This window comes from Nocardioides sp. NPDC059952 (genome assembly GCF_042730435.1).
Lineage (GTDB): Bacteria > Actinomycetota > Actinomycetes > Propionibacteriales > Nocardioidaceae > Nocardioides.
The window spans coordinates 1-23,431 of record NZ_JBHWLY010000091.1; the positions used below are offsets into that span (position 1 = coordinate 1).

The 23,431-nt window shown below is 68.8% G+C and carries 27 protein-coding genes; 19 read left to right on the forward strand and 8 right to left on the reverse strand.

What is annotated here, in order from left to right; translation table 11 throughout:
* Positions 1-247: 247 nt before the first annotated feature.
* Genes ACFV9G_RS26765 through ACFV9G_RS26775 form a run of 3 tightly spaced genes read right to left on the reverse strand, consistent with a single transcriptional unit; the run spans position 248 to position 2,893 of the window.
* Positions 248-1,150 (reverse strand): heme A synthase, encoded by a 903-nt coding sequence (locus ACFV9G_RS26765; protein WP_378731812.1) that lies wholly within the window; start codon positions 1,148-1,150, stop codon positions 248-250.
* Positions 1,147-1,938, reverse strand: coding sequence for an ABC transporter permease (locus ACFV9G_RS26770; protein WP_378731814.1), 792 nt, complete (start codon positions 1,936-1,938; stop codon positions 1,147-1,149). Before ACFV9G_RS26770 ends, ACFV9G_RS26765 begins: the two co-directional genes overlap by 4 nt.
* Complete coding sequence (locus ACFV9G_RS26775; RefSeq protein WP_378731816.1) at positions 1,931-2,893, reverse strand: ABC transporter ATP-binding protein; 963 nt, start codon at positions 2,891-2,893, stop codon at positions 1,931-1,933. Before ACFV9G_RS26775 ends, ACFV9G_RS26770 begins: the two co-directional genes overlap by 8 nt.
* A gap of 247 nt (positions 2,894-3,140) precedes the next feature.
* On the opposite strand from ACFV9G_RS26775, the gene ACFV9G_RS26780 reads away from it, so the two are divergent.
* The 3 genes from ACFV9G_RS26780 (at position 3,141) to ACFV9G_RS26790 (ending at position 5,701) form a co-directional block, all read left to right on the forward strand.
* Positions 3,141-3,782: a glyoxalase gene (locus tag ACFV9G_RS26780; RefSeq protein ID WP_378731818.1), complete on the forward strand. Its 642-nt coding sequence runs from the start codon at positions 3,141-3,143 to the stop codon at positions 3,780-3,782.
* The gene (locus tag ACFV9G_RS26785) at positions 3,748-4,218 is read left to right on the forward strand and encodes a PPOX class F420-dependent oxidoreductase (protein ID WP_378731820.1); all 471 of its coding nucleotides are present in this window, start codon (positions 3,748-3,750) and stop codon (positions 4,216-4,218) included. Before ACFV9G_RS26780 ends, ACFV9G_RS26785 begins: the two co-directional genes overlap by 35 nt.
* 286 nt (positions 4,219-4,504) lie before the next feature.
* On the forward strand, positions 4,505-5,701 hold the full coding sequence (locus tag ACFV9G_RS26790; protein ID WP_378731861.1) for an RtcB family protein: 1,197 nt from the start codon (positions 4,505-4,507) through the stop codon (positions 5,699-5,701).
* Positions 5,702-5,741: 40 nt separating this feature from the next.
* Here ACFV9G_RS26790 and ACFV9G_RS26795 read toward each other — a convergent pair whose 3' ends face one another.
* On the reverse strand, positions 5,742-6,347 hold the full coding sequence (locus ACFV9G_RS26795) for a methyltransferase domain-containing protein (protein WP_378731822.1): 606 nt from the start codon (positions 6,345-6,347) through the stop codon (positions 5,742-5,744).
* A gap of 69 nt (positions 6,348-6,416) precedes the next feature.
* Here ACFV9G_RS26795 and ACFV9G_RS26800 point away from each other — a divergent pair, with 69 nt between their 5' ends.
* The 8 genes from ACFV9G_RS26800 (at position 6,417) to ACFV9G_RS26835 (ending at position 13,157) form a co-directional block, all read left to right on the forward strand.
* Positions 6,417-6,800, forward strand: coding sequence for a hypothetical protein (locus tag ACFV9G_RS26800; RefSeq protein WP_378731824.1), 384 nt, complete (start codon positions 6,417-6,419; stop codon positions 6,798-6,800).
* A gap of 94 nt (positions 6,801-6,894) precedes the next feature.
* Complete coding sequence (locus tag ACFV9G_RS26805) at positions 6,895-7,638, forward strand: helix-turn-helix transcriptional regulator (protein ID WP_378731825.1); 744 nt, start codon at positions 6,895-6,897, stop codon at positions 7,636-7,638.
* The gene (sufB, locus tag ACFV9G_RS26810) at positions 7,635-9,053 is read left to right on the forward strand and encodes a Fe-S cluster assembly protein SufB (RefSeq protein ID WP_091041037.1); all 1,419 of its coding nucleotides are present in this window, start codon (positions 7,635-7,637) and stop codon (positions 9,051-9,053) included. The genes ACFV9G_RS26805 and sufB overlap by 4 nt, the downstream gene beginning before the upstream one ends.
* Positions 9,053-10,234 (forward strand): Fe-S cluster assembly protein SufD, encoded by a 1,182-nt coding sequence (sufD, locus tag ACFV9G_RS26815; RefSeq protein WP_378731829.1) that lies wholly within the window; start codon positions 9,053-9,055, stop codon positions 10,232-10,234. The genes sufB and sufD overlap by 1 nt, the downstream gene beginning before the upstream one ends.
* On the forward strand, positions 10,231-10,989 hold the full coding sequence (gene sufC / locus ACFV9G_RS26820) for a Fe-S cluster assembly ATPase SufC (protein ID WP_378731831.1): 759 nt from the start codon (positions 10,231-10,233) through the stop codon (positions 10,987-10,989). The genes sufD and sufC overlap by 4 nt, the downstream gene beginning before the upstream one ends.
* A 1-nt stretch (position 10,990) precedes the next feature.
* Entirely contained in the window at positions 10,991-12,244 is a 1,254-nt protein-coding gene (locus ACFV9G_RS26825) for a cysteine desulfurase (protein ID WP_378731833.1), read from the forward strand.
* Positions 12,244-12,696, forward strand: a complete 453-nt coding sequence (sufU, locus tag ACFV9G_RS26830; protein ID WP_378731835.1) for a Fe-S cluster assembly sulfur transfer protein SufU — start codon at positions 12,244-12,246, stop codon at positions 12,694-12,696. The genes ACFV9G_RS26825 and sufU overlap by 1 nt, the downstream gene beginning before the upstream one ends.
* Positions 12,697-12,821: 125 nt before the next feature.
* Positions 12,822-13,157: a metal-sulfur cluster assembly factor gene (locus ACFV9G_RS26835; protein ID WP_355227836.1), complete on the forward strand. Its 336-nt coding sequence runs from the start codon at positions 12,822-12,824 to the stop codon at positions 13,155-13,157.
* A gap of 158 nt (positions 13,158-13,315) precedes the next feature.
* On the opposite strand, the gene ACFV9G_RS26840 is transcribed toward ACFV9G_RS26835, so the two are convergent.
* Positions 13,316-14,773, reverse strand: a complete 1,458-nt coding sequence (locus ACFV9G_RS26840) for a hypothetical protein (protein WP_378731837.1) — start codon at positions 14,771-14,773, stop codon at positions 13,316-13,318.
* Between the two features lie 273 nt (positions 14,774-15,046).
* A complete protein-coding gene (locus ACFV9G_RS26845; RefSeq protein WP_378731839.1) occupies positions 15,047-15,388 on the reverse strand; it encodes a WhiB family transcriptional regulator in 342 nt (113 codons plus the stop codon).
* 233 nt (positions 15,389-15,621) lie between these two features.
* On the opposite strand from ACFV9G_RS26845, the gene ACFV9G_RS26850 reads away from it, so the two are divergent.
* The 6 genes from ACFV9G_RS26850 to ACFV9G_RS26875 are packed head-to-tail and all read left to right on the forward strand — an operon-like array spanning position 15,622 to position 19,247.
* On the forward strand, positions 15,622-16,263 hold the full coding sequence (locus tag ACFV9G_RS26850; RefSeq protein WP_378731841.1) for a maleylpyruvate isomerase family mycothiol-dependent enzyme: 642 nt from the start codon (positions 15,622-15,624) through the stop codon (positions 16,261-16,263).
* A gap of 20 nt (positions 16,264-16,283) precedes the next feature.
* A complete protein-coding gene (locus ACFV9G_RS26855) occupies positions 16,284-17,141 on the forward strand; it encodes a GNAT family N-acetyltransferase (protein ID WP_378731843.1) in 858 nt (285 codons plus the stop codon).
* 13 nt (positions 17,142-17,154) lie between these two features.
* Positions 17,155-17,688, forward strand: coding sequence for an ASCH domain-containing protein (locus ACFV9G_RS26860; protein WP_378731845.1), 534 nt, complete (start codon positions 17,155-17,157; stop codon positions 17,686-17,688).
* 7 nt (positions 17,689-17,695) lie between these two features.
* Positions 17,696-18,253, forward strand: coding sequence for a sugar O-acetyltransferase (locus ACFV9G_RS26865; RefSeq protein ID WP_378731847.1), 558 nt, complete (start codon positions 17,696-17,698; stop codon positions 18,251-18,253).
* A 7-nt stretch (positions 18,254-18,260) separates the two neighbouring features.
* The gene (locus tag ACFV9G_RS26870) at positions 18,261-18,623 is read left to right on the forward strand and encodes an MmcQ/YjbR family DNA-binding protein (RefSeq protein ID WP_378731849.1); all 363 of its coding nucleotides are present in this window, start codon (positions 18,261-18,263) and stop codon (positions 18,621-18,623) included.
* Between the two features lie 9 nt (positions 18,624-18,632).
* Positions 18,633-19,247, forward strand: a complete 615-nt coding sequence (locus tag ACFV9G_RS26875) for an acVLRF1 family peptidyl-tRNA hydrolase (RefSeq protein ID WP_378731851.1) — start codon at positions 18,633-18,635, stop codon at positions 19,245-19,247.
* Between the two features lie 4 nt (positions 19,248-19,251).
* Here the strand turns inward: ACFV9G_RS26875 and ACFV9G_RS26880 are convergent, their stop codons facing one another.
* Positions 19,252-19,680: a hypothetical protein gene (locus ACFV9G_RS26880; RefSeq protein WP_378731853.1), complete on the reverse strand. Its 429-nt coding sequence runs from the start codon at positions 19,678-19,680 to the stop codon at positions 19,252-19,254.
* Between the two features lie 114 nt (positions 19,681-19,794).
* Between ACFV9G_RS26880 and ACFV9G_RS26885 the strand changes: the two genes are divergently transcribed.
* Positions 19,795-20,712 (forward strand): phosphotransferase, encoded by a 918-nt coding sequence (locus tag ACFV9G_RS26885; RefSeq protein WP_378731855.1) that lies wholly within the window; start codon positions 19,795-19,797, stop codon positions 20,710-20,712.
* A gap of 15 nt (positions 20,713-20,727) precedes the next feature.
* Here ACFV9G_RS26885 and ACFV9G_RS26890 read toward each other — a convergent pair whose 3' ends face one another.
* Entirely contained in the window at positions 20,728-21,684 is a 957-nt protein-coding gene (locus ACFV9G_RS26890; protein ID WP_378731857.1) for a neutral zinc metallopeptidase, read from the reverse strand.
* A 63-nt stretch (positions 21,685-21,747) separates the two neighbouring features.
* Between ACFV9G_RS26890 and ACFV9G_RS26895 the strand changes: the two genes are divergently transcribed.
* Positions 21,748-23,346, forward strand: a complete 1,599-nt coding sequence (locus ACFV9G_RS26895) for an ABC-F family ATP-binding cassette domain-containing protein (RefSeq protein WP_378731859.1) — start codon at positions 21,748-21,750, stop codon at positions 23,344-23,346.
* The last annotated feature ends 85 nt before the right edge of the window (positions 23,347-23,431 follow it).

Below are 23,431 nucleotides of genomic sequence, written 5' to 3' on the forward strand. Positions count from 1 at the left end.
GGTCGGACGAGGCGTCAGCCCGGTCGGACGAGGCGTCAGCCCGGTCGGACGAGGCGTCAGCCCGGTCGGACGAGGCGTCAGCCCGGTCGGACGAGGCGTCAGCCCGGTCGGACGAGTGCGCAATGCCCTGCCAACTCGGCCGACGTACGTGACGCTTCGGCCGACGTACGTGACGCTTCGACCGACGTAGGTGACGTCTGGCCCGACGTACGTGACGTCTCGCCCGACGGGGCTGACGCTTCGGCGGTCAGGCGGAGTGGGCGCGGGTGGAGACCAGGACGCGGGCGAGGCCGGCGGAGATCAGAGCCGCGCCGAGCATGTGGAAGCCGACGAGGAGGACGGGGAGGTCGGTGAGGTACTGGACCCAGCCGATCAGGCCCTGAGCCAGCTCGATGACCAGCAGGACGATCGTGACCCGGCGGACGTACGCGTTCTTCCGGCCCAGCCACAGCGTGACCAGCGTCGCGGCGATGAGCGCGTAGACGGCGTAGGCGTGGATGTGGGACATCAGGGCCGGGTCGAGGCCGGTGCGGCGGGAGTCGAGGTCGCCGGAGTGAGGGCCGGAGCCGGTCACGACCGTGCCGAGCCAGAGCGAGAGCCAGCCGACGACGAAGGTGACCACGGCGGCGATGCGTACGGTGCGCGGCGCGGCTTCACGCTCCGGCGAGCGGAGGTCGTCGAGCAGCCATACGCACAGGCCGACCATCGCCATCGAGGCGAGCAGGTGCAGCGCGACGACATAGGGGTTGAGCTCGGAGAGGACGGTGATGCCGCCGATGACACCCTGCAGCGGGACGCCGAGGGCGATGACGACCGCCAAGGTGCGGATGGTGCCGCGGCGGTTCCAGACGGCGATGACGACGGTGATGGCGATCGCGGCCAGGACGTAGGTCAGCAGCCGGTTGCCGAACTCGATGACCCCGTTGATCCCGAGCGCCTCGTGAGCCACGTAGGACTCCTCGGTGCACTTGGGCCAGGTCGGGCAGCCGAGGCCGGAGCCCGTCAGCCGGACCACCGCGCCGGTCACCACGATCCCGATGTTGGCGACGAGGTTGGCGATCGCGAGGCCGTACGCGTGGGCGCGGAGCCAGCCGAGGACCTTGTGCCTGGCCGAGGGGCCGGGGTCGGTGGAGGGTTCGGTGGTCGTCATTCCCACTTGAAGGTCCTAGCGGTGAGGGTGGAGCCGAGGACGGCCCAGATCAGGAGCACGCCGAGGTCTCGCCAGGCGGGGACGCCGTCGAGGAAGGCGGTGCGTACCGCCTCTCCGAGTGCGCCCGAGGGGAGCCAGCGGGCGACGTCGCCGTAGGCGCCGTAGGCGGTCAGCGGCAGCACCACGGCACCGCCGGCCAGAAGAAGCAGGTAGATGAGGTTGGCCGCCGCCAGGGTCGCCTCGGCGCGCAGCACGCCGGCGACGAAGAGCCCGAGCGAGGCGAAGGCCAGCGTGCCCATCGCGATGGCGAGGAAGAAGGCGAGGACGGTGCCGAACCCCGCGGCGGGGGTCCAGCCGAGGATCTGGCCGACGGCGCCGATGACGAAGAGCTGCACGAGCTGTACGCAGCCGAGCGCGAGCACCTTGCCGGCGAGCAGCCCGATCCGGGGCAGCGGTGAGGCACCGAGCCGCTTGATCACGCCGTAGCGCCGCTCGAACCCGGTCGCGATCGCGAGGCTGGTGAAGCTCGTGGACATGATCGCCAGCGCGAGGACGCCCGGGGTCAGGATGTCCACCAAGGCGCGGTCGGTGCCGAGGTCGAGGTCGATCGCGTTGCCGGCGGTGACGCCGCCGATCAGCACCATCACCGGGATCACGACGGCCAGCAGGAGCTGCTCTCCGTTGCGAAGCATCAGCTTCGCCTCCATCAGCGCCTGGGCGACCACCTGTTGGGTGATCGGGGCGCCACCGGGCTTCGGGGTGAAGGTCCCCGTGGCCACCTCAGACATGCTCGATCCCCTCGGTGAGATGGAGCCCTCCGGTGAGATCGAGGAACACGTCCTCGAGGCTCCTGCGGCCCAGGGTCAGCGACTCCGGGAGGACGTCGTTCTCCTCGCACCAGCGGCTCACCTTGGCGAGGGTGGTCGGGTCGGCCTTGCCGGTGACCCGCATCGAGCGCTCGTCGAGCAGGGTCACCTCGGTGTCCTCGCCGAGCGCCTTGCGCAGCGACTCGCGGGCACCCGGCGGGAACGGCTTGGTCACCACCAGCCGGACGGTGGCGGTCGCGCCGCCGCGGGTGAGCTCCAGCGGCGTGCCGGAGGCGATCATCCGGCCGCGGTCGATGATGTGCACCTGGTCGGCCAGTTCCTCGGCCTCCTCCAGGTAGTGGGTGGTCAGCACGACGGTCACGCCGTCGGCGCGGAGCTCGCGGAGCAGCTCCCAGGTCGTACGCCGCCCCTGCGGGTCCATCCCCGCCGTCGGCTCGTCCACGAACACCAGCTCCGGCCGGCCGACCAGCGCCATCGCCAGCCCGAGCCGCTGCTGCTGCCCGCCGGAGAGTCGCCGATAGGGGGTGCGACCGCACTCGCCCAGACCGAGCCGGTCGGCCAGCTGGTCGACGTCGAGCGGATGCGCGTGCAGCCGAGCGATGTGCTTGAGCATCTCCATGGCGCGTACGCCGCTCCAGGCGCCCTGCCCCTGCAGCATCACCCCGATCCGGGGGAGCAGCTGTTTGCGGTCGGCGATCGGGTCGAGCCCGAGCACCCGCACCGTGCCCTGCTGGGGCTTGCGATAGCCCTCGCACGTCTCCAGAGTGGTGGTCTTTCCGGCGCCGTTCGGCCCGAGCACGGCCGTGATCGAGCCCGCGGCGACGCTCAGCGTGAGGCCGTCGACGGCCGTCTTGTCGCCGTAGGCCATGCGCAAGTCGCGTACCTCGACAGCTGGCCTGGCGACGGAAGATTCCACGGCGGCAGTCTAAGAAGGCGCACGCCGGGGGCCCAATCGCGTAGCTGTGATCCTGTGGATTCTTAGCCGGCTATCAGGACGTTGGCCGCCCAACTCCCACCGAAGGACGGCCAACGCGGGGATGAGACGTGATGCCCCGGGGGCCATGACGCGGTGTCTCAGACACAATTTCTGCTCAGGAGATCAACAGACAAGGCGGTCAGGAATCGAGAAGCCCCAACGGCCCCGGGATTCCTAAGGTCGAGACATGTTCACACTTCAGACCATCACCCTCGACGCAACCGACCCCACGGACGCCCGCGCGTTCTACGAGAAGGCCTTCGGGCTCACCGACCAGATCTCCGTACGCCAGGGCCCGGGCACCGGCACCGGCCGGCCGTTCACGATCTCGCTGGTCGTGAGCCAGCCCTCGACGGTCGACAGCCTCGTCGACTCGGCCCTCGCCGCCGGCGCCACCTCGCTCAAGCCGGTCGAGAAGTCGTTCTGGGGCTACGGCGGCATCGTCCAGGCCCCCGACGGCTCGATCTGGAAGCTCGCGACCTCCGCCAAGAAGGACCGTGGCCCCGCCACCCGGGAGATCGACGACATCGTCCTGCTCCTCGGCGTCGCCGACGTCAAGGCGAGCAAGCGGTTCTACGCCGAGCGCGGGCTCGGGGTGAAGCGGAGCTTCGGTGGCAAGTACGCCGAGTTCGAGGCCGCTCCCGGGGCGGTCCAGCTCGCGATCTACCCGCGGCACGCCCTGGAGAAGGAGACCGGTGTCGCGCTCGACCCGTCCGCCGCGTACGGGATCGTCCTGGGTGGCGCCGGCGAGGCCTTCACCGACCCGGACGGGTTCACCTGGCAGGCTGGGGACCATGGCACGCACGATCGCGACGAACACGACCGTTGATCTCGAGGGGCTCCTGGAGTTCGTCCGGCCCCGCCACCAGATGATCCTGGTGACCGGCCGAGCCGACGGGTCTCCGCAGCTCTCGCCGGTCACCGGGGGCGTCGACGACGACGGGCGGATTGTGATCGCGACCTACCCCGAGCGGGCCAAGACCCGCAACGCCCGCAGCCGTCCGCAGGTCAGCGTCATGGTGCTCTCCGAGGAGTGGAACGGCGCCTGGGTCCAGGTCGACGGTGACGCCGAGGTCCTCGACGCGTCCTCCGGCTCCGAGGCCCTCGACGCCTTCGTCACCTACTTCCGCAACATCTCCGGCGAGCACTCCGACTGGGACGAGTACCGCCAGGCCATGGTCGACCAGGGCAAGTCCCTCCTCCGGATCACCCCGAAGCGCTGGGGCCCGATCGCCACCGGCGGCTTCCCCGCCCGCCTCGCGTAAAACCAGTGGCACCGGACGTACGCCGCTGACTACCGTTTCCGGCACACAGACACACCACGAGGAGATGAGCATGCGCAGGTCGCTCGAAAACCGCTACGCCGCCGAGAAACTCGGTCTGGCGAGTGAACCCTGCCTGCCGTCCGACCTCCGCTCGGACCGCCTCGGCCAGGAGCCGCCGACGCGCTGAGCCTCAGCGCTGTCCCCGAAAGGGCCGCTCCCGCCGAAAGAACCCCGGCCGGAGCGGCCCTTTCGTATGCCCCGGCCCTGACGAAACGAGAGAGAAATGATGGACGAGTTCCCGATCGCGCTGGCCGGCGCCAAGGCCGAGACCCTGATGTGGGCCCGCCCGCACGAGATCGAGCACGCCGCCCAGGACCAGCTGCGCAACATCTCCAAGCTGCCGTGGGTGCACGGCGTACGCGTCATGCCCGACGTACACCTCGGCAAGGGCGCCACGGTCGGATCCGTGGTCGCGATGAAGGACGCGGTCTCGCCGAGCGCGGTCGGCGTCGACATCGGCTGCGGGATGATGGCGGTCAAGACCTCGGTCACGACGAGCGACCTGCCCGACGACCTCGGCCCGCTGCGGTCGGCGATCGAGGACGCGGTCCCGGTCGGCTTCCAGGCCAACGACGGCCAGGCCGGCGTCGTCCGCAAGGACCTGCGGCTGAAGGTCGCCTTCGACAAGCTCTTCGGCGGCTTCGAGGAGCTCCGAGCGCCCAAGCTCGACGACCGGCACAAGCGGGCGGTCGCGCAGTGCGGCTCGCTCGGCGGAGGAAATCATTTTATTGAGCTGACCTCTGACGACGACGGCGTTGTGTGGCTGATGCTGCACAGTGGGTCCCGCAACATCGGCAAGGAGATCGCCGAGCGACACATCTACGCGGCCAAGGGGCTCGAGCACAACCTGGGCCTGCCCGACCGCGACCTGGCGGTCTTCCTGGCCGGCACCGCGGAGATGGACGCCTACCTGCACGACCTCTACTGGGCCCAGGACTACGCCAAGCTCAACCGGCGGATCATGATGGCCACGGTGAAGGGCGTCTTCGCGCGCTTCTTCCCGTCCGTCGTGTGGGGTCGCGAGGTCAACGCCCACCACAACTACGTCGCTCGGGAGACCTACGACGGCGTCGACCTGGTGGTCACCCGCAAGGGCGCGATCTCGGCCAAGTCCGACGAGTTCGGCCTGATCCCGGGCTCGATGGGCACGGGATCGTACGTCGTCCGTGGCCTCGGCAACCAGGCCTCCTACTGCTCCGCCTCCCATGGTGCGGGCCGGAAGATGTCGCGTACGAAGGCGAAGAAGACCTTCACCGTCGCCGACCTCGCCGCTCAGACCGAGGGCGTCGAGTGCCGCAAGGATGCGGGTGTCGTCGACGAGATCCCGGGTGCGTACAAGTCGCTGGAGAGCGTCATCGAGGCGCAGACCGACCTGGTCTCCGTCGAGGCTCGGCTGCGCACGCTGCTCTGCGTGAAGGGCTGAGGTTGTGAAGCTGAGCGTGGTCTATAGGTCACTCTCAGCTTCACAACCCTCGGGAACGCTGCCAGATCCCGAGGCGGTGGCTCCATGGCAGTCGCGGGTTCAGTCGGCGCGGCTCGGAGAGGTGGATCAGGTCGAAGTCGGGGCCGAGGGCGCGGGTCATGTCCTCGGGGACGTAGGTCCATGGCGGGCCCGCTTCCTCGCTCGGCCGGTTGATCGGGAAGACCCCTGACGCGACCCGCCCTTCGGGGCGTACGACCGCGCGGGCCAGGTCACCGACGCGGCTTCGCCAGGCGGGCGGCAGCGCGCAGAAGAAGGTGTGGTCCCACATCAGGTCCACCGGTCCGCCGGTCGCGTCCAGGACGATGTCGACGTCGAGCGCGTCGCCGACCACGTAGGTGAGATCCGGGTAGTGCTCTGCTGCATAGGCGGCCGCGGTCGGCGAGACGTCGACAACCGTCGTACGCCATCCGGCAGCCGCCAACCCCGCCGCATCGTGTCCCCGGCCGGCGCCGGGTGCGAAGGCGCTACCGGGCTCGCCGAACAGCGCCGCGTCCTCCTCGACGTAGGTCAGGGGAGCGCCGAGGTCCCAGCCGGTCGTGCCGCGGACGTAGGCGGCCTCCCAGTCCGTGGGGTCGTTGACTGTCATGGGCCGCAGTCTCTCAGCCAGCGCGACGGATGGTTCCGTATGCCGTCGTCGACCGGTACGCTTTCGAACATGAGATCGACTGGGGGTGCGTCCAGGTGGGACGTGCCGCTGCCGTTCGATGTCGCTCTCGAAGCGGTGCCGGTGCCTGCCAAACGATCACCCGCGCCTGCGCCGGATGACGGAGCGCAGGTCCACCGCCTTGTCGGCGCACACCTCACCTCCCGCGGCCTGCCGCCCGGCTCCGACCTGATGATCAACCCCCGCCGACCCAGGCGCGGTGAGGTGGCGGTCGTGCGCTCCGGTGGCCGCACCCGGGTCGGCATCTTCGACCTCGAACGCGGCCGCGCGGTCCTCCGCTCCGACCGTGGCACCCGTTGGCTGCCGCCCGACACAGTCTTCGTCGGCGTCGCCGCTCTCGCCTCTCCGACCCTGGACGGGATGCCGACGGGCTGATCGGTGGTGACGTACGACACGTCGTCGCCGTCCGGCGGGCTAGTAAGGGTTGCCTTCGTTGAATCCCTCGGGGGAATAACGTCACAATGGTGTTGTGAAATTCGACGAGAGCACTCTGCCTGCTCATGGGCACAGCGCAGAGACCAGCGAGGAGAGCACCCGCCAGCGGGTCGCTCGGTCGCTGCTCGTCGACGGTCCGCAGACCGCTGCGACGCTGGCCAAGCGCCTCGATCTCACCCCGGCCGCGGTCAGGCGCCACCTGGACGCCCTGGCCGAGGAGGAGGCGGTGGAGCAGCGCGAGCCGCGCACCGCGTCCACGCGCGGGCGGGGCCGCCCGGCCAAGCTCTTCGCGCTCACCGACCAGGGTCGGGACGGCTTCGAGAAGAAGTACGACGACCTGGCGGTCGAGGCGCTCCGGTTCCTCTCCGAGGTGGCCGGCGAGGAGGCCGTGCGGGAATTCGCGGAGCGCCGCGCGGCGTTCATCAAGCAGGGACTGGACCGGATCGCCGCCGGCGAGACGGACCTCAGCCCCGCGCAGGTGCTCGCGAACGTGTTCACAGCCAACGGCTACGCGGCCTCCGTCAGGGAGCTGCCGCTGATCAACGGTCATGACGCGGGTGAGCAGCTGTGCCAGCAGCACTGCCCGGTCGCCCACGTCGCCCAGGAGTTCCCCGAGCTCTGCGAGGCGGAGACAGAGGCGATCGCGAAGCTGCTCGGCACCCACGTACAACGCTTGGCCACCATCGCCCACGGCGACGGAGTCTGCACGACGCACATCCCTCCTGGATCCTCCGGTCCCGGCGAAGTTTCGAAGAAGAAGGAGCAGGTCACGACATGACCTCCATCGAGGAGCTCAACCCCGAGCTGAAGGGCATCGGCAAGTACGAGTTCGGCTGGTCCGACTCGGACGTCGCCGGTGCCGCGGCACAGCGCGGTCTCAACGACGCCATCGTCCGCGACATCTCCGGCAAGAAGTCCGAGCCGCAGTGGATGCTCGACCTGCGCCTGAAGGGCCTCAAGCTCTTCGGCCGCAAGCCGATGCCCACCTGGGGCTCCGACCTCTCGGACATCGACTTCGACAACATCAAGTACTTCGTGCGCTCGTCGGAGAAGCAGGCCACCTCGTGGGAGGACCTGCCCGAGGACATCAAGAACACCTACGACCGGCTCGGCATCCCGGAGGCGGAGAAGCAGCGCCTGGTCGCCGGTGTCGCCGCGCAGTACGAGTCGGAGGTCGTCTACCACTCGATCCGCGAGGACCTCGAGGCCCAGGGCGTGCTCTTCCTCGACACCGACACCGCGCTCAAGGAGCACCCGGAGATCTTCCAGGAGTACTTCGGCACGGTGATCCCGGTCGGCGACAACAAGTTCGCCGCGCTGAACACCGCGGTGTGGTCGGGTGGCTCCTTCATCTACGTGCCCAAGGGTGTCCACGTCGACATCCCGCTGCAGGCCTACTTCCGGATCAACACCGAGAACATGGGCCAGTTCGAGCGCACCCTGATCATCGCCGACGAGGGCTCCTACGTTCACTACGTCGAGGGCTGCACCGCGCCGATCTACCAGTCCGACTCGCTGCACTCCGCGGTCGTCGAGATCATCGTGAAGAAGAACGCCCGGGTTCGCTACACGACCATCCAGAACTGGTCGAACAACGTCTACAACCTGGTCACCAAGCGCGCCGTCTGCGAGGAGGGCGCGACCATGGAGTGGGTCGACGGCAACATCGGCTCGAAGGTGACCATGAAGTACCCGGCGGTCTACCTGATGGGTGAGCACGCCAAGGGCGAGACGCTCTCCATCGCCTTCGCCGGCGAGGGCCAGCACCAGGACGCGGGCGCCAAGATGGTGCACGCCGCCCCGAACACCTCCAGCTCGATCCTGTCGAAGTCGGTGGCCCGCGGCGGTGGCCGGACCTCCTACCGCGGTCTGATCCAGATCAACGAGGGCGCCCACGGCTCGAAGTCCAACGTGCTCTGCGACGCGCTCCTGGTCGACCAGATCTCCCGCTCGGACACCTACCCCTACGTCGACATCCGCGAGGACGACGTCTCGATGGGTCACGAGGCGAGCGTCTCGAAGGTCTCCGACGACCAGCTGTTCTACCTGATGTCCCGCGGCATGGCCGAGGACGAGGCGATGGCGATGATCGTGCGCGGCTTCGTCGAGCCGATCGCCAAGGAGCTCCCGATGGAGTACGCCCTCGAGCTCAACCGCCTGATCGAACTGCAGATGGAAGGAGCCGTCGGCTGATGACGGCAGTAGCTGACGCTCTCGAGATGAACAAGGTCGAGAGCCACCTCCACCCGGAGGGAAGTTTCGACGTCGACGCCCACGAGGTGCCGAAGGGTCGCGAGGAGATCTGGCGGTTCACCCCGCTCAAGCGCCTCCACAAGATCCACGACGACGCCCCGTTCGCCGACGGTGCGACCAAGGTGGAGGTCGAGGCAGCCGCGGGTGTGACCGTCGAGACCGTGGCGGCCGACGATGACGTACGCGGGTCCTCGGGTCTGGTCCCGACCGACCGTGTCTCGGCGCGGGCCTGGGCGGCCAGCACCGGCGCGACCCTCGTGCGGATCCCGACCGACACCGTCGTCGAGGGCGCGACCGTGATCCGCCACCACGGCACCGGCTCGGAGACCGCCGGCGCCGGTCACGCGGTGATCGTGGCGGAGAAGTTCGCCAAGGCGACCGTCGTGCTGGTCTTCGAGGGCTCCGCCGTCGTCGCCGACAACATCGAGATCGTCGTCGAGGACGGTGCCGACCTCACCGTCGTCTCCGTCCAGGACTGGGCCGACGACGCCGTCCACCTCTCCACCCAGCACGCCAAGGTCGGCCGCGACGCCAACCTGAAGCACGTCTCGGTGAGCTTCGGCGGCGACGTGGTGCGCCACGACTTCTCGGCGGAGTACTCCGGTCCCGGCGGCTCCGTCGAGTCGCTCGGCCTCTACTTCGCCGATGCCGGCCAGCACATCGAGCACCGCCTCTTCGTCGACCACACCGCGCCGAAGACCAAGTCCAACGTGATCTACAAGGGCGCGCTGCAGGGCGAGAAGGCTCACGCGGTCTGGATCGGCAACGTGCTGATCCGCAAGGAGGCCGAGGGCATCGAGACGTATGAGGAGAACCGCAACCTCATCCTCACCGACGGTGCCTGGGCCGACTCCGTGCCCAACCTGGAGATCGAGACCGGCGAGATCGAGGGCGCGGGTCACGCGTCGGCGATCGGCCGTTTCGACGACGAGCAGCTCTTCTACCTGCAGAGCCGCGGCATCTCCGAGACCGAGGCCAAGCGCCTGGTCGTGCACGGCTTCTTCAACGATCTGATCCGTCAGATCGGTGTCCCCGAGCTCGAGGAGAAGCTGACCGGCACGGTCGAGGCCGAGCTCGCCAAGAACATCAACACCCTTATCGAGAAGGACGCAACCGCATGAGCACGCTTGAGATCAAGGACCTCACGGTCTCGGTCGACACCGAGGACGGTGCCAAGGAGATCCTCAAGGGCGTGACCCTGACGATCAACTCCGGCGAGACCCACGCGATCATGGGCCCCAACGGCTCGGGCAAGTCGACGCTTGCCTACTCGATCGCCGGCCACCCGAAGTACACCATCACCGGCGGCACCGTCACCCTCGACGGTGAGGACGTCCTGGAGATGTCGGTCGACGAGCGTGCCAAGGCTGGTCTGTTCCTGGCGATGCAGTACCCCGTCGAGGTTCCCGGCGTGAGCGTGGCCAACTTCCTGCGCACCGCGAAGACCGCGCTGACCGGCGAGGCCCCCAAGCTGCGTACGTGGGTCAAGGACGTCAACGGTGCGATGAACAAGATGCACCTGGACCCGTCCTTCTCGCAGCGCTCGGTCAACGAGGGCTTCTCCGGCGGCGAGAAGAAGCGCCACGAGATCGCCCAGCTCGACATCCTCGACCCGGCCTTCGCGCTGCTCGACGAGATCGACTCCGGCCTCGACATCGACGCGCTCAAGGTCGTCTCCGAGGGGATCAACGACTTCCGCGCCCGCGATGGCAAGTCGGTCCTGCTGATCACCCACTACACCCGCATCCTGCGCTACATCAAGCCTGACCACGTGCACGTCTTCGTGGCAGGCAAGATCGCGGAGTCGGGTGGCCCGGACCTGGCCGAGGAGCTGGAGGCCAACGGCTACGAGAAGTACGTCGCGGCAGGGGTCTGACATGAAGGGTCTGCTGCCCGACCTGGATCTGGTCCGCAAGGACTTCCCGATCCTGGAGCGCACCTTCGACGGCGGCGAGACCCCGCTGGTCTACCTCGACAGCGCCAACACCTCGCAGAAGCCGCAGATCGTGATCGACACCATGGTCGACCACCTGGAGCGGCACAACGCCAACATCGCCCGGGCGATGCACCACCTGGGTGCTGAGGCCACCGAGGCGTTCGAGGGGGCGCGCGACACCGTCGCGCGCTTCCTCGGCGCGCCCGAGCGCGACGAGGTGATCTTCACCAAGAACGCCTCCGAGGGGCTCAACCTGGTCGCCAACACCGTGCCGCTGGCCGAGGGCGACGTGGTCGTGACCACCGAGATGGAGCACCACTCCAACATCGTTCCGTGGCAGCTCGCCACGCAGCGTGCGGGTGCGACGTTGAAGTGGTTCGGGCTCACCGACTCCGGAGATCTCGACCTGTCGAACATCGACGAGCTGATCACGCCGGCGACCAAGGTCGTCGCGCTGACCTGGGTCTCCAACATGCTCGGCACGATCAACCCGGTCGCCGAGATCGCCCGCAAGGCCCACGAGGTCGGCGCGCTGGTCGTCGTCGACGCCGCGCAGGCCGCGCCGGTGCTGCCGATCGACCTGGCCTCGATGGCCGAGGAGGAGCGTCCCGACTTCCTCGTCTTCACCGGCCACAAGGTCGTCGGCCCGACCGGTATCGGCGTCCTGTGGGGCCGGCGTGCCGCGCTCGAGGCGCTGCCGCCGTTCCTCGGTGGCGGCGAGATGATCGCGACGGTGACGATGGAGAAGTCGACCTACGCGCCGATCCCGCACAAGTTCGAGGCCGGCACGCCGCCGATCGCCGAGGCCGTGGGTCTCGGAGCGGCACTCGAATACCTCATGCACGTCGGCATGGAGAACGTCCACGCCCACGAGCAGGCGATCACTGCCTACGCGCTGGAGCGCCTCGCGACCGTCCCGGGCGTGACCGTGCTCGGCCCGGCCGACGCGGCCAAGCGCGGCGGGGCGATCTCCTTCGAGCTCGACGGTGTGCATCCGCACGACGTGGCCCAGGTCCTCGACTCCAAGGGCGTCGCCATCCGCGCCGGGCACCACTGCGCCAAGCCGGCTCACCAGCGGTTCGGCGTACAGGCCTCCAACCGGATGTCGTCCTACCTCTACACCACGCCCGCCGAGATCGACGCGCTGGTCGAGGGGTTGGAATACGTACGCACGTTCTTCAAGTTGGACCAGTGATGACTGCCGCGAACCTCGAGAGCATGTACCAGGAGATCATCCTGGATCACTACAAGAACCCGCACGGGAAGGGTCTTCGCGACCCCTTCGAGGCGGAGGTTCACCACGTCAACCCGACCTGCGGTGACGAGATCACCCTGCGGATCCACGTCGCCGGCGGCAAGATCGAGGACATCTCCTACGACGCCCTCGGCTGTTCGATCTCGCAGGCATCGGCCTCCGTGCTCAACGACCTGGTCGTCGGCAGGACGGTCGACGATGCGATGGTCATCCACGAGGAGTTCCTGCGGCTGATGCAGGGCAAGGGCCAGGTGGAGCCCGACGAGGACATTCTGGAGGACGGCATCGCCTTCGCCGGCGTCGCCAAGTTCCCCGCCCGGATCAAGTGCGCGCTGCTGTCGTGGATGGCGTGGAAAGACGCCACCGCCAAGGCTGTCGCCGAGGAGAACTGATGACTGAGACCGACCACACTGAGCACAATCATGCGGGACACGACCACGCGGGTCATGACCACTCCGGTCACGACCACTCGGGCCACGGCCATGGCCACGGTCACGAGGCCCCGGAGTGGCAGGGGATGCGTACGTCCACGGTCGAGGGCGCGAGCCTGAAGATCGAGGACGTCGAGGAGGCGATGAAGGACGTCGTCGACCCCGAGCTCGGCATCAACGTCGTCGACCTGGGTCTGATCTACGGTCTGCACATCGAGGACCACTCCAACGTGGTCATCGACATGACGCTGACCTCGGCGGCCTGCCCGCTGACCGACGTCATCCAGGACCAGACCGCCCAGGCCTTGGAGGGCATGGTCAACGACGTGCACATCAACTGGGTCTGGATGCCGCCGTGGGGCCCGGACAAGATCACCCCCGACGGCCGCGAGATGCTGCGCGCGCTCGGGTTCAACGTCTGATCCCGTTCATCGACGGCATAACGCACCGCTGGGTGACAGGGCTGGTCAGGGCCACGCCTCTCGGTGACACGCCTCGGTCGGGTGGTTGCGGGGTGTAGACACCAAGCTCGGGCCTCTGTCGGGTGTGCTGCCCAACCGGGCCTGTGTCTGTCAGGAGATCAGGCGTACTCCCGTCCTGGGCGGTCGCGATGGGCCGTCGGATCGCCAGGACCGAGGTCGTCCGCGATCTCCTTGCGGTGCTGCTCGAGGCGATCGCGTACGTGCGCATCGGTCTTCGAGAACGCATCGGCTGCGATCGCCAAGACCTCGCCGGCGTCGATGCAGTGCTGCCCCATGTTCAGCAGCACTGTGGTGAGCGCGTCGGTGAGCACCTCGATGAGGCCGCTCGGGCCGGTGGGTCCCAACCCGATGCTCGACGGTCGACCGAACGCGCTGCTCCCGGGGAAGACGTCGATGGCCTTCGCCGTGTTTCGGATTTGCTCGCCGACGAAACGCATGTCGTCGTTGCCGATGGTTCGGAGCTTGCCGGGATCGACGTACACCTCCTCGCGCGCCGTGACCAGGTCAGTCGGATCAGTCTCGGAGAACAGGTCATCGGGGCGTGGGGGAGCGAACTTCGGCTCGGAGCCGGTGGCGCCGCTCATCTCCTGAAGCATCGCGTCCAGGATTTCCCAGACGGCCTGCTCCTCGGTGCGTATCCGCTCATTGAGCTTCTTGACGGCTGCGGCTGTGTTGTCGAGCACCACCTGCATGTTGGGTCCATGGAGTTCGCGTGTGTCGGGGGTCGCCGGAATCAGGGAAGTTGCCTTCTCGACCGTTGACAGCAACGTATTGGCCACCCCGACCACCGCGCCCACAGGACCGGATACCAAGAGGCCAACCACGCCTTGCATGATGCCCAAGACGGTCCAACCGGCCTTCGCGTCCGTCCCGATGGGGTACATGGCCTTCGCTGCTTGCTCGGCGATCAGGGTGATCGCCTTGCGGGAGCGAATCCAGATCTGCTCCTCAGTGCGGTATGCCGCGGCCAGTGCGGCCCCAGCCACGGCGTCATTCATACAACTGGGGGCGACCCACGTGAGGAAGTTCTTGCTGAAGGCGTCTACCGTCGCGGCATTGAACGGCGCCAGCTCTGAGACCACGAAGGACAGCCGCGCGGCCAGTGCATTGCCTGACGGCTTGGACGTTTCTCCTGGTACCTGCCCACCACAGGCCAGCACCGAGATCGCGTCTTCAACCGACGTGGCGGGACCGGAGAACCGTGAGCTGTCGTAGGGGTTGGGCAGGTCGTGCCAGTCGCGGAATACGTCCTCGACGGCCTGCGTCCACGGCTCATAGACGTCGGCGGTCGGATCGAAATGGATGTCTGACTCTTGCGTGTCGCCCAGACCCGCCGATGGTTCGGCGCGCAATGTCACCACGCCGGTGGGGGGACCGCCGGGGCCAGGGAAGCTCGTCACTACATAGCCCGACGCTCGGTGCACGTAGTGGTCGCCATGGAGGCTGCAGTCGTAGTTGTAGGACATCTCGGCCTGGATGGCCGCGTGCGCGACCTTCTCGACCAGCGAGCGGAGGTCCTCGTAGGAACCATGCGGTTGCGGATCAGAAGCGGTCATCTGCATTTCCTCTCAACGCGCGGTGCGGTCAGCCCGGACTACTTCGGCAAGCGTGACCGAGCCCGCTTTCACTTGTCTGTCACGCCGCCAGTTGTCGAACGTTGTTGGTGGGTTGTCTCGTGAGCGCCGGGCAGGCAACCGCATCCGGCCCGAAGTCAGGTGAACCATCACCCCGGGTGGCCGCACCGAACTCGATGCCTCGCGACCCGGGCCGTTCGTGGATCGTGGGAGTCCTGAGGTCACCGGGTGACATCAGGACTCCCACGTCACTTTTCACGCAACTCTTCCCGCTCTCGCGATCGCTTCCTGGCTGCGCTTGTAGGGCTTTCTTCCGGGAGTTCTGGGCTCGGTGCGGGGCTTCCCGCTCTCCAGGAGGACGCCTCCCCACACACCCCACTCCCGCCGGGCGGTCCCGAGGTCGAGGCAGGTCTGCCGCATCGGGCAGCCGGCGCAGACCTCCTGCGCCTCGGCGAGCTGGGTGAGGTCCTCGGGGTGAAAGAGCTCCGGGTCCTCGCCCACACAGGCCCACTCGTCGGTCCGGGGAGTCGGGTGCTTCAGCGTCAGCTCGTAGGTCTTGGTGCTGAATCCCTCTCCGAAGAGTGTGATGATCTCCATCTCGTTCACCTCCTGGTGATGCTGCTGGACATGAGAAAGGGCCGCTCCCGTCGATCGGAGCGGCCCTGGTGGGTGCGGTGAGCACCTACGGTCGTTGCGGCTCCATGCGCACAAAGTCCACGCCCTGGACCGGTCGGACCAGGATGTCGTAGGTGGTGATGCATTCGCTCATGTCCTCAACGCTACTGACCGCACCCCTGCGCGGCCACTGGTTTGTTTGGCAGGGTGGAGGCATGGACGTAGCCGCCCGCACCGCAGCCAACCGCCGCCTGCTCGCCGACTTCTTCGACGGCCTCGACGAGTCCCAGCTGGAGACGCGGAGCCTCTGCTCGGCCTGGACGGTGAGGGAGGTGCTGGGGCACAGTGCGATGCCGTTCTCGGTCGGGATCGGCCGGCTGCTGTGGCGCACGATGCTGGCCCGCGGCTCCATCGACCGCGCCTCCGCCGCGATCGCCGAGGAGCAGGCTCGCCGGCCGGTCAACGAGCTGACCGACCTGCTGAGGACGTACGCCACCAAGCGAGTGCCGGCACCCGGGGTCGGTCCGATGGGGCAGTTCACCGACCACTGCATCCATCTGCGTGACTGTGTCCGGCCGCTCGGTCTCGACACCGACGTCTCGCTCGAGGACTGGCGCGCGGTGCTCGACTGGTTGCCGACCAGGCAGGCCTCGCTCGGGGTGGTCCCGGCCGGACGGCTCGACGGGCTCGCGCTGCGCGCGACCGACCAGGACTGGTCCTGGACCGCGGCCGATGGCTCGGGCGGAGAGGTCGCCGGTCCCAGCGAGGCCCTGGCGATGGCGGTCTCCGGCCGGTCGGTCGCGCTGGTGGATCTCGACGGACCCGGGGTGGCGACGTTGCGGAAGCGGATCGGTTGACCCGGGTAGGCTCCGCGGACGTGGAGGCTCCTGGTCGGATCTGGTTCGGGTACATCGCCGCGGTGGGGATCGCGGTGATCGGGCTGATCACCCTCGACCCGCTGGCGTTCGGCCTGGCGGTCGCCGTGCTGGTCGCGACGGTGCTGGGGGAGAGGTACCGCGGTCGCCAGATCGCCCTCGCCGCCGCCGCGCAGGACCCCGACCTCCCCGAGCTGGTCGCCCGGTGGGCCCGCGGCTGGGCCTACGCGCGGGGATGCCCGCGCCCCGCGACGGTGCCCGGAGGCGTACGCGTCGAGGTGGGACAGCCCGGGCGCCAGGTCGAGTGGGTGGCGACCGACGCCGCGGACACGCTCGCCGGGCTCGTCGACAGCGCCCGGGCCACGCCCGAGGCGTGGCTCTCCGTCGTGACCGAGTCGCCCGCGGGCGTACGTCCCTGGTTGGTCGAGGCCGGGCTGGTCACCGACGACCGCGAGGAGGCGCTGATGTCGATCGACCTCGCCGACCATGCGTCCCGCGAGCTCCCGGAGGGCTACCGCGCCGAGGTGGAGCGCGACGGCGGTGTCATCACGGTGACGGTGCGCGCGGGGGAGGCTGCGGCCGCGGATGGAACGATCGCCGTCATCGGCACCGACGCCGTCGCTGACCGCATCCGGACCGACCCCGACCATCGGCGCCGCGGGCTCGGCGGCGCGGTGATGAGCCTGCTCGTCGCGGCCGCTCGCGAGGCCGGTGCGGGCCACGGCCTCCTGGTCGCCAGCGAGATGGGCGAGCCGCTCTACGCCGGCCTCGGCTGGCACGCCGAAGCCCGCCTGGTGACCGCGCGATCACCCGCGCCGGACACCTCCGTCGAGTCCCGGCGCGGTCAGCGCGAACTGTGATTGAGTGTCGCCTATGAGCGACGACGCCGTCATGGCCCCCGACAACCCTGAGCAAGAGGCAGAGGTTGCCGCGTTCTGGGAGGACGTGAAGCATCACGCCCACCTGAGTGCCGCCCCGGGCTACTTCGGCGCGTCCCCGCTGGAGGCGCTGCAGCCACCGGCGTGGGGGTTCGGCGGGACGCCGGAAGAGGCAGACGGGCTGCTCGAGCTCGTCCTCGAGGGAGTGAAGACGGCGACGGCCACGGCGCAGTGGGACTTCGAGAGCGGCGAGGAGCCGTTCCCGACCGTGGGCGGCATGAGCATCATCCTCGACGGGTCCGGTCATCCGCGGGCACTGATCGCCACCACCCAGGTCGACGTCGCCCCGTTCCGGGAGGTCCCCGAGGAGTTCGCCCGGCTGGAGGGTGAGGGCGACCTGTCGCTCGAATACTGGCGCGAGGTCCACGAACGCTTCTTCACCGAGTTCGCCGGTCCCGACCACGAGTTCAGCGAGGACATGGCGGTCGTGATGGAACAGTTCGAGCTCGTCTGGCCGAAGCCTGAGTGACCGCTGCGTGGGTGAGCAGCGGAGCCGCCTCGAGGCGGGCGAGTGGTATCTCGACGATGCCGAGCTCCAGAGCCTCCGCCGCGACTGCTTGCGGCGCCTTGACCGCTTCAACGCCGCTGGAGCCGACGATGACGACGTACGCGGCACGGTGCTGCGTGAGCTCCTCGGCGAGGTCGGTTCGAACGTCGAGGTCGTGCCTCGCTTCCAATGCTCCTACGGCTACAACATCAGCCTGGGCGACCGGGCGTTCGTCAACGCCAACGCCTTCCTCATGGACGACGCGCCGATCCGGGTCGGCGCCGACGTACGCATGGGGCCTGGCGCGCAGCTGGTCACTGCCCTGCACCCCATCGAAGACCCGGAGAAGCGGCGCGAGGGATGGGAGCGCGCACTGCCGATCGAGATCGGCTCGAACGTCTGGCTGGGCACGAACGTCACCGTCGGTGCGGGCGTGAGGATCGGTGCTGACTCCGTGATCGGTGCGGGAAGCGTCGTACTGAGCGATGTGCCCGATCGGGTCGTCGCGGCGGGAACGCCAGCGAGAGTGATCCGCCACGTCGGATGATGGGCCCATGACACCGACCGAGCTGACCGACCGGATCCGGGAGATCTGTCTCCGGTTCCCGGAGAGTGCCGAGCGGGTCACCCATGGGTCGCCCGGCTTCTTCGTGAAGAAGCAGTTCGTGATGCTGTGGCCGCAGGGCCATCACGGGCGGGACGAGCCGCATCTGTGGGCGGCTGCGGCGGCGGGAGTGCAGACCGAGGTCGTCGGTGACGATCCCGAGCGCTTCTTCGTACCTCCCTACGTCGGTGGTCGCGGCTGGGTCGGCATGCGGCTCGACGGCGACGTCGACTGGGGTGAGGTCGCCGAGATCTGCGAGGACGCCTACCGCCAGATCGCGCCGCCACGGCTGCTGCGTGGCCTGGACCGGTAGCGTACGGACATGCCCAACGTCGCCGTCCCGGTCGCTCGGATCCAGCGCTGGGTCGACAACTTCGCCGGGCGCCACGGCCAGACCCGGCTCGCGGTCGACTCCGGTGCGCTGACCGGTGCTGCGGCCGACGGTTCCTCGTTCATCGCGGCGCTGCCGTTCGAGAGGACGTACGCCGGGCCGGCCGAGGTCGAGGCGTTCATCGACGCCTCGGCGGCCCCGCGGGCCTGGGGCCTGCTGCTGGTGCGCAAGGGCGGCTTCGCGATCGCCCGGATGAGCGGCGGCGAGATCGCCGACCACAAGATCGGGCGCCGGCACGTCCAGGGGAAGACCAAGGCGGGTGGCTGGAGTCAGCAGCGCTTCGCCCGGCGCCGGGCCAACCAGGCCAGCGCTGCGTACGAGGCGGCGGCCGAGCACGCCGCCCGGATCCTCGACGGGCTGCGTGGTCCGCTCGTGACCGGCGGCGACCACGGCGGCGTCGACGACGTGCTCGCGGATCGGCGGCTTCAGGCGCTCACGGTGACCGGGTTGTGGCTGGCCGTGCAGGACCCCAACCGCGCGGTGCTCGATCAGGCCATCGAGGAGGCCCAGAAGGTGCGGATCGAGGTCCTCAACGCCGACAGCTGACGCCTCAGGGGAGCTGCCAGACTCCGGGTGAGCCCTTGATCATCAGGCCGTCGGTCAGCAGCGTCTGGCGGGCGCGTCGCGCCGCGTAGCGCCAGCGGAGCTCGCCTTCCGGGGTGGTCTCGAAGTCTCCGGGCAGGAGGCTGTCGGCCAGCTGGCTCTCGAGCTCGTCGAGGACGTCGTCGGCGGACATCGAGCCGCCGGCGGTCTCGAGGATCTCGAGGATGAGCGGCGCGAAGGCGGCCGGCGGGGTCCACTTGCGGGGAGCCGACTTGGTGACGACCTTCGGCGCGGCGGCCGTCGTGCTCGTCGTGGTCTTGCGCACCCGGGTCGCCGGCTTCTTCACTGGAGCCGGGGCGGGCGGGGCCGGGGGCCGCCCATGGATGCACTGTGACTTCGGCAGGTCGCACAGCTCGCAGTAGTCAGTCTCGGACATCGGCTCAACCATATCGGCACCGAGATCAAACTCAGCATCCCGTCAACGCATCTGTCATCGCCTTGCGGCGGCGAGTGCCGTTGCGACCTGCGAGGATGCGCTACTTTGGCAAGCATGTGGCAGCCCGACCCAGGGTGGCTCGTCCTCCCCGGCGGCACCGGACCCTCCACGCTGGGGGTCTGGCGCACCGCCGTGGGCGAGGAGCAGGAGCCGGTCGTGGTCAAACGCCTCGGGCAGCCGGGGACGTACGATCCGGCCGAGCTGGGCCGCCGGCGACACTTCGCCTACTGGCGGCGGGCGGCCGACGTCGCCACCTCGGGGCTCGTCGAGGACACCCCGGGCATGATCGGTGCGCACACGAGCGTCGCCGAGGACGACGAGGGCATCACGCTGACCACCGAGTGGGTCGAGGACGCCGCCAACTCCGGGCTCTTCGCCGCGCTCTCGATGGGCCGCTTCGCCGGCGCGGACCTGGGCGAGGTGCGCTGGCTGGCGCGCGACCAGTTCCGCGACCGGATCGCGCGGGTGGAGTACAACGGCGGCTGGCCGACCATGATGCGCACGACCGCCGCGGACATCGCCCACACCCTCTGGGAGCGGCGCGGGCGCTTCACCAGCCTCCTCGACGAGCTGCCCCAGGTCGCCCAGCACGGCGACCCGGCGCCGCAGAACCTCCTCGGCCGCACCGAGGACGGCGAGCAGCTGATCGCGATCGACTGGTCGAGCCTGGGCCACGGACCCGTCGGTGGTGATCTCGGGCTCTATCTGCTGCACGCCCGGGAGTCGTTCGAGCCACTGCTGGAGGCGTACGTCCTGGGGCTGCCCGCCGGCGTCGCGACCCGTGAGGAGGTGAAGCTCGGCGCGCAGATCAGCGCGGTCTACACCGCGCTGAGCCGCGCCGAGTGGGCGCTGAGCCGGATCACGCCGGGGGAGGGCCCGCTGCTCGCCAAGTTCCGCCACCCCGCGGTCGCTCCCCACCTGCGGAACCTGCAGAAGCAGGCGCCGCTGGTGGAGGCGCTGCTCGAGATGTAGCGAAGGCCCGGACGGTTACGGGTTGTCGAGGTCGTTCGCCTTGAACGTGTCGCAGCCGGCGATCGAGTCGGGGGTGGTCAGGCCCTTCCTGAACCAGGCGATCCGCTGCTCGGAGGAGCCGTGGGTGTACTGCGAGGTGTCGACCCGGCCGGTGGTCCGGGACTGGATGTGGTCGTCGCCGACGGTCTTGGCGGCGGTGATGCCCTCGGTGATGTCCTGGTCGGTGATGTCCTCGACGAACCCGTCGCCTTCGGCGGCCGCGGTCCACATGCCGGCGTAGCAGTCGGCCTGCAGCTCCAGGCGTACGGCGTCGGACTCGGGACCCTGTTGCGTGCGGACCTGGCCCATGGTGCCGAGCAGGTTCTGGATGTGGTGGCCGTACTCGTGGGCGAGCACGTAGGCGCGTACGAAGGTGGTGTCCTGCCCGCCGAGCTGCTCGAAGATCGAGTCGAAGAACGTCGGGTCGAGGTAGATGGTCTCGTCGGCCGGGCAGTAGAACGGGCCGACGGCGCTGGAGGCAGAGCCGCAGCCGCCGGTCTGGACCTGGTCGGCGAAGATCACCACGGACTGCTCGGGGCGGAACCGGCCGGAGAGGTCCCGCTGGGAGTCCCAGTAGCCGGTCATCGAGTTCTCCAGCGCCACGAAGGCGCAGTTCTCGTCGGTGTTGGCGTCCTCGCCGGTCTCGCACGATCCGAAGTCGCCGGTGTCGCCGCCCTCGGCCGCCTCGATGCCGCCGAAGGTGCCGGTGCCGACCGACGTCGAGCCTCCGCTGTCGCCGAGGACCTGCGGCCCGACACCCATGCACTGGGTGACGAGGAAGAAGACCAGGAGCAGGATGACGGTGCCGATGCCGCCGCTCGCCTTGCCTCCGGGGATCGGGATCCGGCCGCCACCTCCACCGCCGAACCCGCCACCGCCGCCCCCGCCGGAGGTCCGGCTGGTGTCGAGTCTGGCCTTCGGGTTGAACCGCATCTTGTCCCCCTGGAGGTGGTGATGTGTGGGACCGAGTGCCCCGCCCATACACTAGTGACGGAGATGATCACTGCCCATGACCTAGAAGTCCGCGTCGGCGCCAGACTTTTGATGGAGAACGTCACATTCCGAGTCGGACCCGGCGACAAGGTCGGGCTCGTAGGCCGCAACGGCGCTGGAAAGACGACCCTGACGAAGGTGCTCGCCGGTGACCACCTGCCTGCCTCAGGAACGGTGTCCAACACCGGCGAGATCGGCTATCTGCCCCAGGACCCACGGGTCGGCGACCCCGAGGTGATCGCCAAGGACCGGATCCTGTCCGCGCGCGGGCTCGACGATGCCGTACGCCGCATGCGGATCGCCGAGGAGGAGATGGGATCGGATGATCCCAACGTCCGCGAGAAGGCGATGAAGCGCTACCAGCGCGCCCACGACGAGCTCGACGCCGGCGGTGGCTACGCGGCCGAGACCGAGGCCCTGCAGATCGCCCAGTCGCTCGGCATCCCCGACCGGATCATGACCCAGCCGCTCAAGACGCTCTCCGGCGGTCAACGCCGCCGGGTCGAGCTGGCGCGCATCCTGTTCTCCAGCGCCGAGGTGCTGATCCTCGACGAGCCGACCAACCACCTCGACGCCGACTCGATCATCTGGCTGCGCGACTGGATGAAGTCCTACAAGGGCGGCTTCATCGTGATCTCCCACGACAACGACCTGCTCGCCCAGACGGTCAACAAGGTCTTCCACCTCGACGGCAACCGTGAGGTGATCGACATCTACAACATGCCGTGGAAGCAGTACCTGACCCAGCGCGAGACCGACGAGGCCCGGCGCAAGCGCGAGCTGATGAACGCGCAGAACAAGGCCAAGACGCTCACCGACCAGGCCAACAAGATGCGTGCCAAGGCCACCAAGGCGACCGCCGCGCAGAGCATGCTCAAGCGTGCCGAGAAGATCATGGCGGGCGTCGAGGGGGAGCGGCAGCAGGAGAAGGTCGCCGCGATCAAGTTCCCCTCGCCGGCGCCGTCCGGCAAGACTCCGCTCACCGCTCACGACCTGTCGAAGTCCTACGGCGGCCTGGAGGTCTTCACCGCGGTCGACCTGGCCATCGACAAGGGGACCCGCGTGGTCATCCTCGGTCTCAACGGCGCCGGGAAGACGACGATGCTGCGCATCCTGGCCGGCGTCGACGCCTCCGACACCGGTGAGGTCGTGCCGGGGCACGGGCTCAAGATCGGCTACTACGCCCAGGAGCACGAGACCCTCGACACCAAGCGGTCGGTGCTGCAGAACATGCAGTCCTCGGCGCCGCAGCTGACCGACACCGAGGCCCGCACCGTGCTGGGTGCGTTCCTCTTTTCCGGCGACGACGTGCACAAGCCCGCCGGCGTGCTCTCCGGAGGCGAGAAGACCCGGCTGGCGCTGGCCTCCCTGGTCGTCTCCAAGGCCAACGTGCTCCTGCTCGACGAGCCCACCAACAACCTCGACCCGGCCTCCCGCGAAGAGGTGCTCAACGCGATCCGCCGCTACGAGGGCGCGATCGTGCTGGTCACCCACGACGAGGGCGCCGTGCACGCGCTGGAGCCCGACAAGGTGCTCATCCTGCCCGACGGTGTCGAGGACCTGTGGAACGAGGAGTACGCCGACCTGGTCTCGCTCGCCTGAGGCCGAGTCGGCTCAAACTGACGAGATCCGGCGCCGGGGGGGGGCGGGGGTTAACAAACACACGCAGCCGGGCAAAGTGTGGGTG

Bases quoted from the DNA above. Each gene is read 5' to 3' on its own strand.
- ACFV9G_RS26765 (WP_378731812.1), bottom strand. From the start codon at position 1,150: ATGACGACCACCGAACCCTCCACCGACCCCGGCCCCTCGGCCAGGCAC.
- sufD (WP_378731829.1), top strand. From the start codon at position 9,053: ATGACGGCAGTAGCTGACGCTCTCGAGATGAACAAGGTCGAGAGCCAC.
- ACFV9G_RS26850 (WP_378731841.1), top strand. From the start codon at position 15,622: ATGGACGTAGCCGCCCGCACCGCAGCCAACCGCCGCCTGCTCGCCGAC.
- ACFV9G_RS26870 (WP_378731849.1), top strand. From the start codon at position 18,261: ATGACACCGACCGAGCTGACCGACCGGATCCGGGAGATCTGTCTCCGG.
- ACFV9G_RS26895 (WP_378731859.1), top strand. From the start codon at position 21,748: ATGATCACTGCCCATGACCTAGAAGTCCGCGTCGGCGCCAGACTTTTG.
- ACFV9G_RS26790 (WP_378731861.1), top strand. From the start codon at position 4,505: ATGGACGAGTTCCCGATCGCGCTGGCCGGCGCCAAGGCCGAGACCCTG.
- ACFV9G_RS26880 (WP_378731853.1), bottom strand. From the start codon at position 19,680: ATGTCCGAGACTGACTACTGCGAGCTGTGCGACCTGCCGAAGTCACAG.
- sufB (WP_091041037.1), top strand. From the start codon at position 7,635: ATGACCTCCATCGAGGAGCTCAACCCCGAGCTGAAGGGCATCGGCAAG.
- ACFV9G_RS26825 (WP_378731833.1), top strand. From the start codon at position 10,991: ATGAAGGGTCTGCTGCCCGACCTGGATCTGGTCCGCAAGGACTTCCCG.
- ACFV9G_RS26835 (WP_355227836.1), top strand. From the start codon at position 12,822: ATGCGTACGTCCACGGTCGAGGGCGCGAGCCTGAAGATCGAGGACGTC.
- ACFV9G_RS26860 (WP_378731845.1), top strand. From the start codon at position 17,155: ATGAGCGACGACGCCGTCATGGCCCCCGACAACCCTGAGCAAGAGGCA.
- ACFV9G_RS26840 (WP_378731837.1), bottom strand. From the start codon at position 14,773: ATGACCGCTTCTGATCCGCAACCGCATGGTTCCTACGAGGACCTCCGC.
- ACFV9G_RS26785 (WP_378731820.1), top strand. From the start codon at position 3,748: ATGGCACGCACGATCGCGACGAACACGACCGTTGATCTCGAGGGGCTC.
- ACFV9G_RS26770 (WP_378731814.1), bottom strand. From the start codon at position 1,938: ATGTCTGAGGTGGCCACGGGGACCTTCACCCCGAAGCCCGGTGGCGCC.
- ACFV9G_RS26890 (WP_378731857.1), bottom strand. From the start codon at position 21,684: ATGCGGTTCAACCCGAAGGCCAGACTCGACACCAGCCGGACCTCCGGC.
- ACFV9G_RS26845 (WP_378731839.1), bottom strand. From the start codon at position 15,388: ATGGAGATCATCACACTCTTCGGAGAGGGATTCAGCACCAAGACCTAC.
- ACFV9G_RS26875 (WP_378731851.1), top strand. From the start codon at position 18,633: ATGCCCAACGTCGCCGTCCCGGTCGCTCGGATCCAGCGCTGGGTCGAC.
- ACFV9G_RS26780 (WP_378731818.1), top strand. From the start codon at position 3,141: ATGTTCACACTTCAGACCATCACCCTCGACGCAACCGACCCCACGGAC.
- sufU (WP_378731835.1), top strand. From the start codon at position 12,244: ATGACTGCCGCGAACCTCGAGAGCATGTACCAGGAGATCATCCTGGAT.
- sufC (WP_378731831.1), top strand. From the start codon at position 10,231: ATGAGCACGCTTGAGATCAAGGACCTCACGGTCTCGGTCGACACCGAG.
- ACFV9G_RS26795 (WP_378731822.1), bottom strand. From the start codon at position 6,347: ATGACAGTCAACGACCCCACGGACTGGGAGGCCGCCTACGTCCGCGGC.
- ACFV9G_RS26885 (WP_378731855.1), top strand. From the start codon at position 19,795: ATGTGGCAGCCCGACCCAGGGTGGCTCGTCCTCCCCGGCGGCACCGGA.
- ACFV9G_RS26800 (WP_378731824.1), top strand. From the start codon at position 6,417: ATGAGATCGACTGGGGGTGCGTCCAGGTGGGACGTGCCGCTGCCGTTC.